At 59.2% G+C, this 14567-nt stretch carries 18 protein-coding genes; 10 read left to right on the top strand and 8 right to left on the bottom strand.

Features of this window, described 5'->3' with window-relative positions; all coding sequences use genetic code 11:
• Positions 1-133: 133 nt before the first annotated feature.
• From V6Z53_RS10745 to V6Z53_RS10765, 5 genes are all read right to left on the bottom strand, one after another.
• Positions 134-505, bottom strand: a complete 372-nt coding sequence (locus V6Z53_RS10745) for a glutathione S-transferase N-terminal domain-containing protein (protein WP_338585475.1) — start codon at positions 503-505, stop codon at positions 134-136.
• 104 nt (positions 506-609) lie between these two features.
• Positions 610-1155 (bottom strand): GTP cyclohydrolase I FolE, encoded by a 546-nt coding sequence (gene folE / locus V6Z53_RS10750; protein ID WP_003204506.1) that lies wholly within the window; start codon positions 1153-1155, stop codon positions 610-612.
• A 77-nt stretch (positions 1156-1232) separates the two neighbouring features.
• Positions 1233-1790: a Smr/MutS family protein gene (locus V6Z53_RS10755; protein ID WP_338585476.1), complete on the bottom strand. Its 558-nt coding sequence runs from the start codon at positions 1788-1790 to the stop codon at positions 1233-1235.
• 89 nt (positions 1791-1879) lie between these two features.
• Positions 1880-2200, bottom strand: a complete 321-nt coding sequence (locus V6Z53_RS10760; protein ID WP_338585477.1) for a hypothetical protein — start codon at positions 2198-2200, stop codon at positions 1880-1882.
• A 132-nt stretch (positions 2201-2332) separates the two neighbouring features.
• A complete protein-coding gene (locus tag V6Z53_RS10765; protein ID WP_338585478.1) occupies positions 2333-2923 on the bottom strand; it encodes a cysteine hydrolase family protein in 591 nt (196 codons plus the stop codon).
• A 239-nt stretch (positions 2924-3162) separates the two neighbouring features.
• Here V6Z53_RS10765 and prmB point away from each other — a divergent pair, with 239 nt between their 5' ends.
• Complete coding sequence (prmB, locus tag V6Z53_RS10770; protein WP_338585479.1) at positions 3163-4071, top strand: 50S ribosomal protein L3 N(5)-glutamine methyltransferase; 909 nt, start codon at positions 3163-3165, stop codon at positions 4069-4071.
• 127 nt (positions 4072-4198) lie between these two features.
• Here the strand turns inward: prmB and V6Z53_RS10775 are convergent, their stop codons facing one another.
• Together V6Z53_RS10775 and V6Z53_RS10780 are read right to left on the bottom strand one after the other, a co-directional pair.
• Complete coding sequence (locus V6Z53_RS10775) at positions 4199-4990, bottom strand: hypothetical protein (protein WP_338585480.1); 792 nt, start codon at positions 4988-4990, stop codon at positions 4199-4201.
• A gap of 98 nt (positions 4991-5088) precedes the next feature.
• Entirely contained in the window at positions 5089-6087 is a 999-nt protein-coding gene (locus V6Z53_RS10780; protein WP_338585481.1) for an alpha/beta fold hydrolase, read from the bottom strand.
• 84 nt (positions 6088-6171) lie between these two features.
• On the opposite strand from V6Z53_RS10780, the gene aroC reads away from it, so the two are divergent.
• From aroC to mtnC, 5 genes are read left to right on the top strand one after another with little or no spacing between them, the layout of a single operon-like run.
• Complete coding sequence (gene aroC / locus V6Z53_RS10785) at positions 6172-7263, top strand: chorismate synthase (RefSeq protein WP_338585482.1); 1092 nt, start codon at positions 6172-6174, stop codon at positions 7261-7263.
• Positions 7264-7291: 28 nt separating this feature from the next.
• Positions 7292-8443 (top strand): MFS transporter, encoded by a 1152-nt coding sequence (locus V6Z53_RS10790; protein ID WP_338585483.1) that lies wholly within the window; start codon positions 7292-7294, stop codon positions 8441-8443.
• Positions 8440-9066 carry a methylthioribulose 1-phosphate dehydratase gene (locus tag V6Z53_RS10795; RefSeq protein WP_338585484.1) on the top strand — a complete coding sequence of 209 codons (627 nt, stop codon included), beginning with the start codon at positions 8440-8442 and terminating at the stop codon, positions 9064-9066. The genes V6Z53_RS10790 and V6Z53_RS10795 overlap by 4 nt, the downstream gene beginning before the upstream one ends.
• A gap of 12 nt (positions 9067-9078) precedes the next feature.
• Positions 9079-9624, top strand: a complete 546-nt coding sequence (locus tag V6Z53_RS10800; protein ID WP_338585485.1) for an acireductone dioxygenase — start codon at positions 9079-9081, stop codon at positions 9622-9624.
• Between the two features lie 4 nt (positions 9625-9628).
• Complete coding sequence (mtnC, locus tag V6Z53_RS10805; RefSeq protein ID WP_338585486.1) at positions 9629-10312, top strand: acireductone synthase; 684 nt, start codon at positions 9629-9631, stop codon at positions 10310-10312.
• A 119-nt stretch (positions 10313-10431) separates the two neighbouring features.
• On the opposite strand, the gene V6Z53_RS10810 is transcribed toward mtnC, so the two are convergent.
• Positions 10432-10710 carry a DUF3509 domain-containing protein gene (locus V6Z53_RS10810; protein ID WP_338585487.1) on the bottom strand — a complete coding sequence of 93 codons (279 nt, stop codon included), beginning with the start codon at positions 10708-10710 and terminating at the stop codon, positions 10432-10434.
• A gap of 345 nt (positions 10711-11055) precedes the next feature.
• Between V6Z53_RS10810 and V6Z53_RS10815 the strand changes: the two genes are divergently transcribed.
• From V6Z53_RS10815 to V6Z53_RS10830, 4 genes are all read left to right on the top strand, one after another.
• Positions 11056-12882, top strand: coding sequence for a long-chain-acyl-CoA synthetase (locus tag V6Z53_RS10815; RefSeq protein ID WP_338585488.1), 1827 nt, complete (start codon positions 11056-11058; stop codon positions 12880-12882).
• A 112-nt stretch (positions 12883-12994) separates the two neighbouring features.
• On the top strand, positions 12995-13513 hold the full coding sequence (locus V6Z53_RS10820) for an ankyrin repeat domain-containing protein (RefSeq protein ID WP_338585489.1): 519 nt from the start codon (positions 12995-12997) through the stop codon (positions 13511-13513).
• A gap of 194 nt (positions 13514-13707) precedes the next feature.
• Entirely contained in the window at positions 13708-14238 is a 531-nt protein-coding gene (locus V6Z53_RS10825; RefSeq protein WP_338585490.1) for a hypothetical protein, read from the top strand.
• 82 nt (positions 14239-14320) lie between these two features.
• The gene (locus tag V6Z53_RS10830; RefSeq protein WP_223487614.1) at positions 14321-14512 is read left to right on the top strand and encodes a PLDc N-terminal domain-containing protein; all 192 of its coding nucleotides are present in this window, start codon (positions 14321-14323) and stop codon (positions 14510-14512) included.
• Positions 14513-14567: the final 55 nt, after the last annotated feature.

A 14567-nucleotide genomic window follows, 5' to 3' on the forward strand; every position in this document is an offset into this window, starting at 1 on the left:
GCGTCTGTGCGGGCCTCATCGCGGGCAAGCCATGCTCCTACAGAGTTGGAGTCGTTATCGAGTCGATGTACGCCTCGAATCTGTAGGAGCATGGCTTGCCCGCGATAGCGTCATTGAAGACACCGCAAAACTGTCAGGCTGCAGCGAACCGCTTATCCAGATAATCAATGATCACCTTGGACTCATACATCCAGGTCGTCTGGCCATTCTCTTCAATGCGCAGGCACGGCACCTTGATCTTGCCGCCTTGCTCCAGCAGGGTCTGGCGATCCTGTTCGTTGTTCTTCGCATCGCGCAACGCCACCGGCACATTCAGGCGGCGCAGGGTGCGGCGGGTTTTCACGCAGAACGGACAGGCGTGGAACTGATACAGGGTCAGGCCTTTGGCGGCGGATTCGACCTGAGCCTGAGCGGCGGCGGGGCGCCTCTTTTTGCTCGGGCGAGTCAGGAAGTCGATGAAGATGATCAGTTGGCCAAGGCCGACACGAAGCGCTTTTACGAACACGTTGAAAGCCTCACGGGGCGAATGAAGAAAGGCGCGCAGCTTACCTGATTTTTCACAGGCGAAAAAAAACCGGCGATGAATGCCGGTTTTCCTTGTGTTGCAAATTACTTGATGAGGCTGAGGAATTCGCTGCGGGTCGCGGCGTTCTCGCGGAACTCACCGAGCATCACCGAGGTGATCATCGACGAATTCTGCTTTTCCACACCGCGCATCATCATGCACATGTGCTTGGCCTCGATCACCACGGCAACACCCAGCGCGCCGGTGACTTGCTGGACCGCGTCGGCGATCTGGCGGCTGAGGTTTTCCTGGATCTGCAGGCGGCGGGCGTACATATCGACGATCCGCGCGACTTTCGACAAACCCAAAACCTTGCCGCTCGGGATATAGGCAACATGCGCCTTGCCGATGAACGGCAACAGGTGGTGTTCGCACAACGAGTACAACTCGATGTCCTTGACCAGCACCATTTCGCTGTTGTCAGAGCTGAACAAGGCACCGTTGGTGACTTCTTCAAGCGTCTGTTCATAACCGCGGCAGAGGTACTGCATGGCTTTGGCGGCACGTTTTGGCGTGTCGAGCAGGCCTTCGCGGGAAACGTCCTCGCCGAGCTGGCCGAGGATCGCCGTGTAATTCTGTTCCAGGGACATGAAACTACCTGTGGGATTTTACGCAAAGGGCAAGGGTACGGTGGCGGACACGACGCTGCAAGCGCGACGCATCAGCTTTACTCGTCGCGACCTTCCATCATGGTGCGTTTGAGCATCACATAAACCGCTCCCGCACCGCCGTGTTTCGCCTGGCACGAGGTGAAGCCGAGCACCTGCGGATGCTGGCGCAGCCACGTGTTGACGTGGCTTTTGATCATTGGTCGCTTGCCATCCAGACGCACGGCTTTGCCGTGAGTGACGCGCACGCAGCGGATTTCGAATTTGGTCGCTTCGGCCAGGAATGCCCAGAGGGTTTCCCGAGCCTTTTCCACGTTCATGCCATGCAGATCGAGACTGCCTTCGAACGGCATCTGGCCGACCTTGAGTTTGCGCATCTGGCTTTCCTGCACACCATCACGCGCCCACATCAGTTCATCTTCAGGGCCGACGTCGATGACGAACTGATCGGACAGCCCGTCGACGGTGGTGGCATCGGTGCGCACGGTGGCGGCTTGGCGCAGCTTGGCGATCTGCGCGCGGTCAGCCTTGGGTTTGCCGGTTTCGGCGCGATCGTGCTTGATCGGCTTGACGCCTTGGATCGCGCTTTTGAACAGGGAAAAATCGTCGTCTTGCATGTCAGCCTCCGCGAAGGGCGGCCAGTTTACCTAACTCGAAGCGAATGGGCGCGCGACAAAGTGCGTAGCTTTCGGCCGCGACCTTGGTCTCAGTCGTGCTTTTTCATCAGATGCGGGGACATGTTCAGCTCTCGCGACTGCCGCGAGCGGCGACGGCAACGGCGCCACAGCCACACGCCGAGGTACAGCACGAACAGGCCAATCGCCAGAATCACCGCTGCACCGGCGCGGTTGGTGTTCAACTCGCCCAAGGCGGGTGCATGGCCGAACAGGGCGGCGGCACCGGCCATGGCGAGCAGCACGCCACTCATTGCCAGTAGCGCAGCAAACGCTGCGCCGATTCTAAAACGCCAGTTGCGTTGGCCTTTGGGCCGCAAGCGGCGAGCGTCAAAACCATCGGATAACTTCATTCCGACCTTCCTCAATGGGTATCGGCCCTTCGACCGGGAGTTGACCGGGATGTTCCTGAGGCTAAGACAATTACGGCTAATGAGAGGCTTTTGCGGATGAGCGGCTCTTCAGACCGCTCATGGAAGTATTGATCAGACCAGGTCGTTGGTCTGGGCGACGGCGGCAAAGTTGTCCGCCATGATCGCCATTTCGGTCTGCTGAACATGCTCGGCGCTCAGGACGCCGCCTTTGTATGGCAGATCGCGGGTGGCGCAGGCGTCTTCCACCAGGGTGCAACGGAAACCCAGGTTCTTCGCCGCGCGCACCGTGGTGCTGACGCTGGAATGGCTCATGAAACCGCAAACCACCAGGTCCACCGAACCCAGGTCTTCCAGGCGTTTTTTCAGATCAGTGCCATGGAAGGCGCTCGGCAGGATTTTTTCAATCCTGATTTCGCCGGCAAGCGGCTCCAGCCCAGGAATGAACTGCCCGCGCTCACCGCGTGGGTCGAACAACCCGCCGACAGTGCCGAGGTGGCTGACATGTACGATCGGCCGGCCGGCCGCACGGGCAGCAGTCACCAATTGCTTGATGTTCGCGACAGCCGCATCCATGCCGCTCAGGGCCAGAGGACCGCTGAGGTATTCTTTCTGGGCATCGATGATGATGAGGGTCGCATGACTCAGTTTGGCTGCCGGATAACCGCGGCCGCTGAGTTGAAACATCGTTTGTGGAACGGACATTCTGGGGCTCCTTGGAGTGGGGCTTTTGCGACATTGTCCTCTGGCTGAGCGCTTCTGTGAATCGCTACCATCGTAGGCACCGTCGTTACTGGCGTGCAGCGTTGTCAAGTGGTCCGTTTTGTTCAATCCCGAGCTGAAAAAAGAGAATAGTCCTACATCTGCCCCAGTGTTTTTCCTGCGTCGTCGTGGCGACGTTTGACTGATAGAATCGCCCGTCGATTTTTCTGGAGTTTGCCGTTGTGATCACTTCCCGCCTTCGCACCCTGCGTGACCATATCCGTTGGGCTGTCAGCCGCTTCCATGGGGAGGATCTGTTTTTCGGCCATGGCACCGACAACGCCTGGGACGAAGCCCGTCAACTGGTGTTGGGCGCGCTGCACTTGCCGTGGGAAATCGCCGACAGCTATCTCGACTGCAATCTGGAAGAAGACGAGCTGGTTCGCCTGCAACTATTGCTCAAGCGCCGCATAGAAGAGCGCGTGCCGACCGCTTACCTGCTGGGTGAAGCATGGTTCTGTGGCATGTCGTTCATCGTCGATAAGCGTGTGCTGATCCCGCGTTCGCCAATCGGCGAGCTGATCGAAAACCGTTTCACGCCGTGGCTGGGCACCGAGCCGGCGCGGATTCTCGACTTGTGCACCGGCTCAGGTTGCATCGGTATCGCCTGCGCCTACGAATTCCAGAACGCCGAAGTGGTGTTGGCCGACCTGTCGTTCGAAGCGCTGGAAGTGGCCAACCAGAACATCGAGCGGCATGGCGTCGATGAGCGCGTCTACACCGTGCAGGGCGATGGTTTCGATGGATTGCCGGGCCAGCGTTTCGACCTGATCGTGTCGAACCCGCCATACGTCGATGCCGAAGATTTTGCCGACATGCCGGACGAGTACCAGCACGAACCGGAACTGGGCCTGGCTTGCGGTGACGATGGCTTGAACCTGGTGCGACGCATGCTCGCCGAAGCGGCGGATCACCTGACCGAGAAGGGTTTGCTGATTGTTGAAGTGGGCAACAGCCAGATTCACGTCGAGGCGTTGTACCCGGAAGTCGACTTCGCCTGGCTGGAATTCGAGCGTGGCGGGCATGGTGTGTTCATGCTGAGCGCGGAGCAGTGCCGCGATCATCAGGCTCTGTTCGCTTCCCGCGTTTAATTCGTTGAAACGCTATCGCTGGCAAGCCAGCTCCCACAGGTTATGTGTCGTGCCAAATCATGTGGCAAACACAAAAACCTGTGGGAGCGTGGCTTGCCCGCGATAGCCGCGCCGCGGTCTCAAGCCATCAACGGTGCGTAGCAATCCAGATCAACAACCCCGCCTGAAACACCGCAAATGCCACCAGACAAGTAATCGTGAAACGCAGCCCGGCGTCTTCGCGTTTGTACTTGCTGACTTTCTCTTCGTGCTTCTTGAGTTTGACTTCCTGCTCGGCCAGATTCTGCTCGGCTTGCTGGAGCATCTGCGCCGCTTCAAGAATTTCCACGATCTGCAATTTTTCCGTGTTCCAGTCGCCCAGCAGGTCGCTGACCGGGACTTCTTTGACGCTGCCCTTCAAATGTTGGGCGTCGGCATAAACCACATCAAAACCATGCATGCGCAAAAAATGATCGCGGCGCAGGCGCGTGTCTTCGTTCAGCGCGTCCTTGTTGTTCAGGTCAACACCATCGACGGTGTAGCCGGGCCAGCGTTTCTTTACCCAGGTAATGCCTTGCGCCGCCATGTAGCGGCCGATACCGCGGTTCATCGGTTCAATCTGCAAGCCGCTGTCGGGGCCGAAATGCACGCGTTTTTCGACGTGATCCACCCACACGTCCAGATGATTCTGTTCCTTGCGCACACGCTGACCGGGCAGATTGATGCTCATGCGCATCAGGCTGCGCTGCTTGTCATTGCGTTCGGCATAACCGAATTCGACGAAGCGAAGAGGGCGGCCACCGGTGTTGCGATCGGTCTGCAACGGCGCCAGACGGAGCATCTTGTGGTGCTCGACGTGGACGTCCGCCCAAGGCAGCTCGACCGCTGGCGGTGCGTCTTTTTCAGCGGTGGTGTCGGGTGAAGTCTGGGTATCAGTCATAACGGCGAGATCCTGTCCAAGCTCAACTTGTCACCAGTCATTGCGCTGGCGACAAAGGCTTATCGGCCGTTTTTTTCAGGACTGGAGGGCAACAGCGCTTAACTGGAGCGAAGTCCGTCAATAAATCCAAGGATTCGCGAACCCAATTCCGCCGCCAAGGGCAAATTCGGGTCTTTATAAGAAGCCAATTGGCGTTTGACGTCGTTGGGCACGATGCGCATGACGTGGTTCATGCCTTCGATCAGCGCCAGTTCGGCGTCGGGCTTGGCAGCCTTGAGCAGGCGCGCGTCGTTGACGCCGACCTGAATGTCATTGCTGCCCTGAATAATCAGCGCGGGCATCTTCAGCTTCGCAAACGCAGCGGCCGGGTCCTGGCGGAACAGGGAAATCAGATACGGCTGCACGCTCGGGCGGAAGATCACCTGAAGTTGCGGCGGCACGTTGTCGTCGATTTTCCCGGCCTTGAGGCTGTCGAGCAGCTCGTTACTGCGCAGCATCAGCGGCGGCGGCAGGCGATTGCTCAGTTGCTGGCGAATGACCTGATCAACCGGTCTCGCGCTACCGGACACCGAAATCACCGCCGCCGCATCGACGCTCGGCGCAGCCAGGCTGGCGACCAAGGCGCCTTCGCTGTGGCCCAGCAGAATCAACTGGCCGAAACGCGAATCGGTCTTGAGCTTGCGGCCCCAGGCTTCGGCGTCGGAAACGTAGGCTTCCAACGTCAGATTGCGCTCATCCGGCGTGGCCGCGAGGCTCGCCGCCACGCCGCGTTTGTCGTAGCGCACACTGGCGATATTGTGTTTGGCCAGCACCCAGGCCAGCCGTTTGAGGCTGTCGTTGCGCCCGCCATCGGGGTTGTTTCCGTCACGATCCGTAGGACCGGAGCCGGAAATGATCAGGACAACCGGCACCGGCGTGTCGGATTTTGGCAGCAGCAACGAGCCGAAAAGCTCACCGCTGCCGGTGTCCAGGGAGATTGGCCGTTGCAGAACGGTGGCCTGGGCGAAGCCCGTAATCAAGGTAAGGCTCAAGAGCAAAACTCGCAGCATCATCACGCCATCATCAACAAGATGCCGGTTGGACTCACGGACACCCATAAGGTTCGAGGATGAACTAGTTGGGTAGCCTGCGTATACTGGCGCGCATTACGTATTTGGGTTCGATTTCACGGAGCGTCCTGCATGTCCGGCAATACCTACGGCAAGCTGTTCACTGTCACCACCGCGGGCGAAAGCCATGGTCCGGCGTTGGTCGCCATTGTCGATGGCTGCCCGCCGGGCCTGGAGATCTCCCTTGAAGATCTGCAGCGCGACCTGGACCGCCGCAAGCCCGGCACCAGTCGCCACACCACTCAGCGACAGGAAGCCGACGAAGTCGAAATCCTCTCCGGCGTGTTCGAAGGTCGCACCACCGGTTGCGCCATCGGTCTGTTGATCCGCAACACCGACCAGAAGTCCAAGGACTACTCGGCGATCAAGGACCTGTTCCGCCCGGCCCACGCCGACTACACCTACCACCACAAATACGGCGAGCGCGATTATCGCGGCGGCGGTCGCAGCTCGGCCCGCGAAACCGCGATGCGCGTCGCGGCTGGCGCCATTGCGAAAAAATACCTGGCCAGCCAAGGAATCGTGATCCGCGGTTACATGAGCCAGCTCGGTCCGATTGAAATCCCGTTCAAGACCTGGGATTCGGTGGAAGAGAACGCCTTCTTCAGCCCGGACCCGGACAAAGTGCCGGAACTGGAAGCCTATATGGACCAGTTGCGTCGCGACCAGGATTCAGTCGGCGCGAAGATCACTGTCGTCGCCGAAGGCGTGATGCCGGGCCTCGGCGAGCCAATCTTTGATCGCCTCGATGCCGAACTGGCCCATGCGCTGATGAGCATCAACGCGGTCAAGGGCGTGGAAATCGGCGCCGGTTTCGCCAGCGTTTCCCAGCGCGGCACCGAACATCGCGATGAAATGACCCCGGAAGGTTTCCTCAGCAACAACGCAGGCGGCATCCTCGGCGGCATCTCGTCCGGTCAGCCGATCGTCGCGCATCTGGCGCTGAAACCGACCTCCAGCATCACCACACCGGGCCGCTCCATCGACATCCATGGCAACCCGGCGGAAGTCATCACCAAGGGCCGTCACGACCCGTGCGTCGGCATCCGCGCCACGCCAATCGCCGAAGCGATGATGGCCATCGTGCTGATGGATCACCTGTTGCGTCACCGCGGGCAGAACGCCGATGTGCGCGTGAGCACGCCGGTGCTGGGTCAGCTTTAATGGCTGACCTCACAGTCGCTGCAATCTGATGGTTGCAGCGGCGCTCCCGTACTGGCGGCTTTCCAGTTTCTATCTGTTCTATTTCGCCTTACTCGGTTCGACAGCGCCGTTTCTGGCGCTGTACTTCGATCACCTGGGTTTCAGCGCCGCGCGCATCGGCGAGCTGGTGGCGATCCCGATGCTGATGCGCTGCGTGGCGCCGAACATCTGGGGCTGGCTCGGCGATTACACCGGTAGGCGCCTGGCCATCGTGCGTTTCGGCGCGGTGTGCACACTACTGACGTTTTCGCTGATTTTCGTCAGCAAGACCTACGCCTGGCTGGCGATGGTCATGGCTTTGCACGCGTTCTTCTGGCACGCGGTGTTGCCGCAGTTTGAGGTCATCACCCTGGCGCATTTGCAGGGCCAGACCTCGCGCTACAGTCAGATTCGTCTGTGGGGCTCAATCGGCTTCATCATTACGGTGGTCGCGCTCGGGCGTTTGTTCGAATGGCTGAGCCTGGATATTTACCCGGCGGCGCTGGTGTTGATCATGGCCGGTATCGTATTGAGCAGCCTGTGGGTGCCGAACGCGCAACCGGCACCGGGTAACCGGGTGGCGGGCGAGGGGTTCATCAAGCAACTGCGCAGCCCCGGCGTTCTGGCGTTTTACGGATGCGTGGCGCTGATGCAGATGAGCCACGGGCCGTATTACACGTTTTTGACCCTGCACCTTGAGCGCCTGGGTTACAGCCGTGGTGTGATCGGCATGCTCTGGGCGGTCGGCGTGGTGGCGGAAGTGCTGATGTTCATGGCCATGAGCAGGATCCTCGCGCGCTTCTCGTTGCGTCGGGTGCTGCTGGCGAGTTTTCTGTTGGCGGCGCTGCGCTGGTTGCTGCTCGGATCGTTGGCCGAATTCCTTTGGGTACTGCTGTTTGCCCAGGTGTTGCACGCGGCGACGTTCGGCAGCTTTCACGCGGCTGCCATTTCATTCGTGCAACGTAGCTTCGGCGCACGCCAGCAAGGGCAGGGTCAGGCGTTGTACGCCGCGTTGGCCGGCACCGGCGGTGCGATCGGCGCGTTGTATTCCGGTTACAGCTGGAACGCCCTTGGCGCCGCATGGACCTTTAGTATTGCCAGTCTCGCAGCCGTCGCGGCTGCCGTTATCATTGCCACACGTATGCAAGAGGACAGGCCATGAGCCTTACCCGTGAACACCTCGCCCAGGAAATCATCGACGCCGGGCGTTTTCTGTATGGCCGCGGCTGGTCGCCGGCCACCAGCAGCAATTATTCGACCCGCTTGTCGCCAACCGAAGCCTTGCTGACGGTGTCGGGCAAGCACAAGGGTCAACTCGGCATCGACGATGTGCTCGCCACCGATTTGTCGGGCAACAGCCTGGAACCGGGCAAGAAGCCGTCCGCCGAAACCCTGCTGCACACCCAGCTCTATAGCTGGCGCGCGGAGATTGGTGCAGTGCTGCACACGCATTCGGTAAATGCCACGGTGTTGTCGCGCCTGACCCCGGAAGCTTTCATCGAGTTCGAAGATTACGAACTGCAAAAAGCCTTCAGCGGCGTGTCGACCCATGAATCCCGGGTACGCGTGCCGATTTTCGACAACGATCAGGACATTGCGCGTCTGGCCGCCAAGGTGCAGCCTTGGCTCGACGCCCATCCCGATTGCGTCGGTTACCTGATTCGCGGCCACGGCCTCTACACCTGGGGCGCACGCATGAGCGACGCGCTACGGCAGATCGAGGCCTTTGAATTTTTGTTCGAGTGCGAGTTGAAAACCCGCTCGCTCTCTAACCGTCAAGCTTAAGGAGTTGCCCTGATGAGCAGCCTGTCCGTCTATCACGTCTCCAGCCCTGTAATTCCCAACAAGGTGCTGACCCACCTCGAAGACATTCAGTCGACCCTCGCCGAGCAGGGCGTGCGTTTCGACCGCTGGCAGGCTACTGCGAAGATCCAGCCCGGTGCCAGCCAGGAAGAAGTGATCGCCGCTTACCAGGAGCAAATCGACAAGCTGATGACCGAGCGCGGTTACATCACGGTCGACGTGATCAGCCTCAACAGCGATCACCCGCAAAAAGTCGAATTGCGCGCCAAGTTCCTCAACGAGCACCGCCATGGCGAAGACGAAGTAAGATTTTTCGTCGCCGGCCGTGGCCTGTTTACCCTGCACATCGACGATTACGTCTACGCCGTGCTCTGCGAGAAAAACGATCTGATCTCGGTGCCGGCCGGCACCAGGCACTGGTTTGACATGGGCGAACACCCGCATTTCGTCGCGATCCGTCTGTTCAACAACCCGGAAGGCTGGGTGGCCAACTTCACCGGCGAAGACATCGCCAACCAATTCCCGCGTCTTGAGGACTGAGTCGATGCCGATCAAAGCGATCCTCACCGACATCGAAGGCACCACCAGCGCGGTGAGTTTTGTGTTCGACGTGCTGTTTCCCTACGCGGCCAAACATCTGCCGGACTTTGTGCGTCAGCAGGCCGAGCGCGCCGACGTGGCCGAGCAACTGGACGCCGTGCGCCGCGACAGCAACGAGCCGAACGCCGATGTCGAGCGCGTCATTGAAATCCTGCTGGGCTGGATCGCCGAAGACCGCAAGGCCACGCCGTTGAAAGCGTTGCAAGGGATGGTTTGGGAGCAGGGCTACCAGGCCGGGCAGTTGAAGGGCCACGTTTATGCGGATGCGGTAGAAGCGCTCAAGCAATGGCATCAGGCCGGTTATCAACTGTTCGTTTATTCCTCAGGCTCGATTCAGGCGCAAAAGCTGATCTTCGGCTGCTCCGAGGCGGGGGATTTGACGCCGTTGTTCAGCGGCTATTTCGACACCACGTCCGGGCCCAAGCGTGATGCGCAGTCCTACGTCAATATCACTGAGGCGATCAAGCTTGAGTCCGGGCAGATTCTGTTTCTGTCGGACATCGTCGAAGAGCTGGATGCAGCGCGTAAGGCGGGGATGGCCACTTGCGGACTGGCCCGTGAGGGCGGCGAACTGGCGGGGCATGTCACGGTGGACAGTTTTGCGCGGATAAATCTTTCAACGTTCTAAACCACAACAGCACAACATAAAACCTGTGGGAGCGGGCTTGCTCGCGAAGGCGGAATGTCAGTCGACATTAATGTTGACTGATTAGCCCCCTTCGCGAGCAAGCCCGCTCCCACAGTTACTTACAGCGAATGATAAGTCGGCAACGCAAACCGTTGCTGGCTCTGCAACATGGAAATCTGCGGCAATTCGCTGGCCTGTTCCGCAAGGTCACGGCGAATCGCGCTGATGACCCACGACAGTTGATCGCCATTGTGCAGTTGCTGGTAGGAAATCGAGCGTTTGAACTCTCTGCCTTCGCCGCCGCGCAGAGTCAGCAGAATTCCGCCGTCAGGACGGGCCTGGGTGATGACTTCAAAGTTGGAGAACAAGGACGAAAATTTTTCCTGGATCAGGCTCATGTCTTTCAGCTCCGTGATGACTTGAATGGCAAGCATGCACAGAGGGTTGCAGTGATTGTGCCAGTATCTGATTTTTAATAATTACCTTTAAAAACAGTATCTTACAGTTAGAAGTTATTTTCGCTTTCGTGCAATTTGCAAGAATGGCCATCGTGCATCCTGCATTTTGCGTGGTCGTCGGCGATTCGATGGAACCATTCGGCGTACTTGCGCTCGGGTTATCCATCACTACTATCGCGGATACAAAACATTTCAAAAACCGCGTGTACAGCTCAAGAACCGTTGACGTATTTTCGGGCTTCAATCAGCGCCGCCCGACAATAAAAAGATCGAACGGGAGCAACCATGAGCGACACGATTACCTGGGGCATGATGCTCCGCAAGCTGCCTTCCATTGCCAAAGCCCTGCCACGGGTGGTGAAGGGAATGAAGGTCGCCAACGTCAAGGATCCGACCCAAACGTGTGGCCTGGGCTGGAGTTTCGAACAAGCTGCCTTGCGCAACCCTGACGGCCCGGCCTTGCTGCACGGCGATGTTTCGCTGACTTATGCACAGGTCAATCAGTGGGCCAATCGCATCGCCCATCACTTGATCGACCAAGGCATCGGCAAGGGTGACGTGGTGGCGGTGTTTATCGAGAACCGCCCGGAACTGCTGGTGACGATCCTGGCGGTGGCCAAGGTCGGCGCGATCAGTGCCTTGCTCAATACCTCGCAGACCCGCGACACCCTGGCTCATAGCCTGAACCTTGTAGCGCCGGCCGCCATTGTCGTCGGCGAAGAGCTCGTCCCGGCATTTCTGGCCGTGCGTGAGCGCGTAGCGATCGAAGCGGCGCGGACCTGGTTTGTCGCCGATCAAGACACCTGGAACCATCCGGGCATCGCCCCGGCCGGGTTCATCAACCTGATGACGGCCAGTATCGACGCCGACAGCGAGAATCCCGCCAGCAGCCAGCAGGTGTTCTTCGACGACCCTTGTTTCTATATCTACACCTCGGGCACCACCGGGTTGCCCAAGGCCGGCGTGTTCAAGCACGGGCGCTGGATGCGCAGCTCAGCCAGCTTCGGGATGATCGCGCTGGACATGCGTCCCGAGGACGTCGTCTATTGCACCTTGCCGCTGTATCACGCCACCGGCCTGTGCGTGTGCTGGGGTTCGGCCATCAGCGGCGCTTCGGGTTTCGCCATCCGCCGCAAGTTCAGCGCCAGCCAGTTCTGGAGCGATGTGCGCAAATACCGCGCGACTACCCTCGGCTACGTCGGCGAGTTGTGCCGTTACCTGGTCGATCAACCGCCCAGTGCCGGCGACAGCAAGCACGGCGTGACCAAGATGATCGGCAACGGTCTGCGTCCCGGGGCGTGGAACGAGTTCAAAACGCGTTTTGGCGTCAACCACATCTGCGAACTGTATGCCGCCAGCGATGGCAACATCGGCTTCACCAACATTCTGAATTTCGACAACACGGTCGGTTTTTCCCTGATGTCCTGGGAGTTGGCGGCGTACGACCACGACAGTGGCGCGCCGACCCGCCAAGCCAATGGCTTCATGCGCAAGGTCGACAAGGGCGAGCAGGGTTTGTTGCTGGCGAAAATCGACGACAAGGCGCCGTTGGACGGCTACACCGACCCACAGAAAACCGCAAAAGTCGTCCTGCATGATGTGTTCGAGAAGGGCGACCGTTACTTCAATACCGGCGACTTGCTGCGCAACATCGGTTTTGGTCACGCACAGTTTGTCGACCGACTGGGCGACACTTATCGCTGGAAGGGTGAAAACGTCTCGACCACTGAAGTCGAGAACATCCTCCTGAAACATCCGCATATTTCCGAAGCCGTGGCCTATGGCGTGGAAATCCGCAACACCAACGGCCGGGCCGGGATGGCGGCAATCACGCCCGCCGAATCCTTGGCGACCTTGGATTTCAGCGAACTGCTGGCGTTCGTGCGGCAACAGATGCCGGCGTATGCGGTGCCGCTGTTTCTGCGGGTGAAAGTGAAGATGGAAACCACCGGGACATTCAAATACCAGAAGACCCGACTCAAGGACGAAGCCTTCGACCCGGGCAGGACCGGTGACGATCCGATCTACGCCTGGCTGCCCGGTACTGACACTTATGTGCAGGTCACCGAGCAGGTGCTGACGGACATTCAGGGTGGCAAACATCGCTATTGAAAGTGCTGCTATTGAATGTCGCTATGGCCGCGCATCAGAAAAAACAAGTGACAGTGCCTGAGCCGCTCGGGAAACTGTCGGCTTTTACGAACGACAGAAAATGGAGTGCCCAATGTCCGACAAAAGCCGCCAGATGACCCCCGAAGAAGCTGCCGAATTTGCCGAACAGGTTTTCAACAAGGCACGCGAGGGCGATGCGGCCATGATGGCTGCGCTGCTGAGCAAAGGCTTGCCGCCGAACCTGCGCAATCACAAGGGCGACACCTTGCTGATGCTGGCCGCCTACCACGGCCACGTGGACACCGTGAAAGTCCTGCTTGAACACAAGGCCGATCCGGAAATCCGCAACGACAACGGCCAGAGTCCGATTGCCGGCGCCGCGTTCAAGGGTGACCTGGCGGTGATCAAGGCGTTGGTGGAAGGTGGCGCGCAGGTGGAAGGTTCGTCCTTCGATGGCCGCACGGCGCTGATGATGGCGGCGATGTTCAACCGCGTCGACGTCGTCGACTACCTGATCAGTAAAGGCGCCGACCCGAAAGCCAAGGACGCCAATGGCGTTACCGCACTGGATGCCGCCAAGACCTTGGGTGCTGCCGATACCATCGCGCAGCTGGAAAAACTGCTGGGCTAGTTTTTGTGGCGAGGGAGCTTGCTCCCGCTCGGCTGCGAAGCAGTCGCAAACCTGACTACGTGAACGAGGGGACCGCTTCGCGCCCCAGCGGGAGCAAGCTCCCTCGCCACAGGTTGGTGGCTGGCTCAGGCTATCGGCTTAAGAATGCGTTATCCTTCGCGCCCTCAAAACTCCCTCGCTACAGGATCCGCCCCATGAAAGCCGCACTCGTCGAACTCATCAGCAAAATCAGCTCCGGGTGCATGAGCGATGACGAAATCCGGAAAGTCGGTGACGAAGCGTCCCAGGCTTACGCGGATCCTGAGGCTTTTCTGACGGCCAATCCGGACATCAACTACGACGACACTTTCCCGATCCCGCTGGGTGAGTGGGTCGTTGTCGGCAGCCTGCCGGAAACCGTGCTGTTTCAGGCCGACACTTACATGGACCTGTTTGCGCAGATCGTCGACTCGTTCGGCCCTGGAGTCGATTTCAACCTCAAGCCCAAGCAACTGGCCAAGACCGAAGCCCTGACTGCACTTAACCGCATTCAGGTGCAGATGAGCAGCCTGAACAAGGAAAACGGCGGTTATACATTGATGAATTTCAGCCAGTTGCTGGATGACGAACTGCAAATGGTTCTGGTCTTCGGCAATGACGTGCCGCGTGTGCTTGAACTGTGTGCCGAAGTCGGTATTGCCGCGGCACCTGCCCTGGAAGCCTTGAAAGTGGCAATCCACGTCTGAGACCGTAAAGCTGTCAATAAAAAGGAACCCTTGCCATGGCCGACTATCCTAAGGGTGCATACCACTCTTCGGGAGCGTCACCATGGGTTCCACGTTCAACAGCCTTGTAGGCCTGATCATTCTTGCCCTAGACATCTGGGCAATCATCAATGTGCTGAAAAGTGGCGCCGAAACCGGGATGAAAATCCTCTGGGTGCTGTTGATCCTGCTGCTGCCGGTTCTGGGCCTGATCATCTGGGCCATCGCCGGGCCGCGTGGGAATGTGCGGATCTGACAGACGAGGTTCGACCTGTCATGTTCCGCGACGTAGAATGCGCGCCTTTCCCGGG

The organism is Pseudomonas sp. MAG733B (assembly GCF_036884845.1).
In the GTDB taxonomy this organism is placed as follows: Bacteria; Pseudomonadota; Gammaproteobacteria; order Pseudomonadales; family Pseudomonadaceae; genus Aquipseudomonas.

What these genes read in the sequence shown, in the direction of transcription:
- mtnC (WP_338585486.1), top strand. Translation starts at nt 9,629, where the DNA reads ATGCCGATCAAAGCGATCCTCACCGACATCGAAGGCACCACCAGCGCG.
- V6Z53_RS10755 (WP_338585476.1), bottom strand. Translation starts at nt 1,790, where the DNA reads ATGCAAGACGACGATTTTTCCCTGTTCAAAAGCGCGATCCAAGGCGTC.
- V6Z53_RS10820 (WP_338585489.1), top strand. Translation starts at nt 12,995, where the DNA reads ATGTCCGACAAAAGCCGCCAGATGACCCCCGAAGAAGCTGCCGAATTT.
- V6Z53_RS10815 (WP_338585488.1), top strand. Translation starts at nt 11,056, where the DNA reads ATGAGCGACACGATTACCTGGGGCATGATGCTCCGCAAGCTGCCTTCC.
- V6Z53_RS10810 (WP_338585487.1), bottom strand. Translation starts at nt 10,710, where the DNA reads ATGAGCCTGATCCAGGAAAAATTTTCGTCCTTGTTCTCCAACTTTGAA.
- V6Z53_RS10780 (WP_338585481.1), bottom strand. Translation starts at nt 6,087, where the DNA reads ATGGGTGTCCGTGAGTCCAACCGGCATCTTGTTGATGATGGCGTGATG.
- V6Z53_RS10790 (WP_338585483.1), top strand. Translation starts at nt 7,292, where the DNA reads ATGGTTGCAGCGGCGCTCCCGTACTGGCGGCTTTCCAGTTTCTATCTG.
- aroC (WP_338585482.1), top strand. Translation starts at nt 6,172, where the DNA reads ATGTCCGGCAATACCTACGGCAAGCTGTTCACTGTCACCACCGCGGGC.
- V6Z53_RS10765 (WP_338585478.1), bottom strand. Translation starts at nt 2,923, where the DNA reads ATGTCCGTTCCACAAACGATGTTTCAACTCAGCGGCCGCGGTTATCCG.
- V6Z53_RS10760 (WP_338585477.1), bottom strand. Translation starts at nt 2,200, where the DNA reads ATGAAGTTATCCGATGGTTTTGACGCTCGCCGCTTGCGGCCCAAAGGC.
- V6Z53_RS10800 (WP_338585485.1), top strand. Translation starts at nt 9,079, where the DNA reads ATGAGCAGCCTGTCCGTCTATCACGTCTCCAGCCCTGTAATTCCCAAC.
- V6Z53_RS10825 (WP_338585490.1), top strand. Translation starts at nt 13,708, where the DNA reads ATGAAAGCCGCACTCGTCGAACTCATCAGCAAAATCAGCTCCGGGTGC.
- V6Z53_RS10830 (WP_223487614.1), top strand. Translation starts at nt 14,321, where the DNA reads ATGGGTTCCACGTTCAACAGCCTTGTAGGCCTGATCATTCTTGCCCTA.
- V6Z53_RS10795 (WP_338585484.1), top strand. Translation starts at nt 8,440, where the DNA reads ATGAGCCTTACCCGTGAACACCTCGCCCAGGAAATCATCGACGCCGGG.
- folE (WP_003204506.1), bottom strand. Translation starts at nt 1,155, where the DNA reads ATGTCCCTGGAACAGAATTACACGGCGATCCTCGGCCAGCTCGGCGAG.
- V6Z53_RS10775 (WP_338585480.1), bottom strand. Translation starts at nt 4,990, where the DNA reads ATGACTGATACCCAGACTTCACCCGACACCACCGCTGAAAAAGACGCA.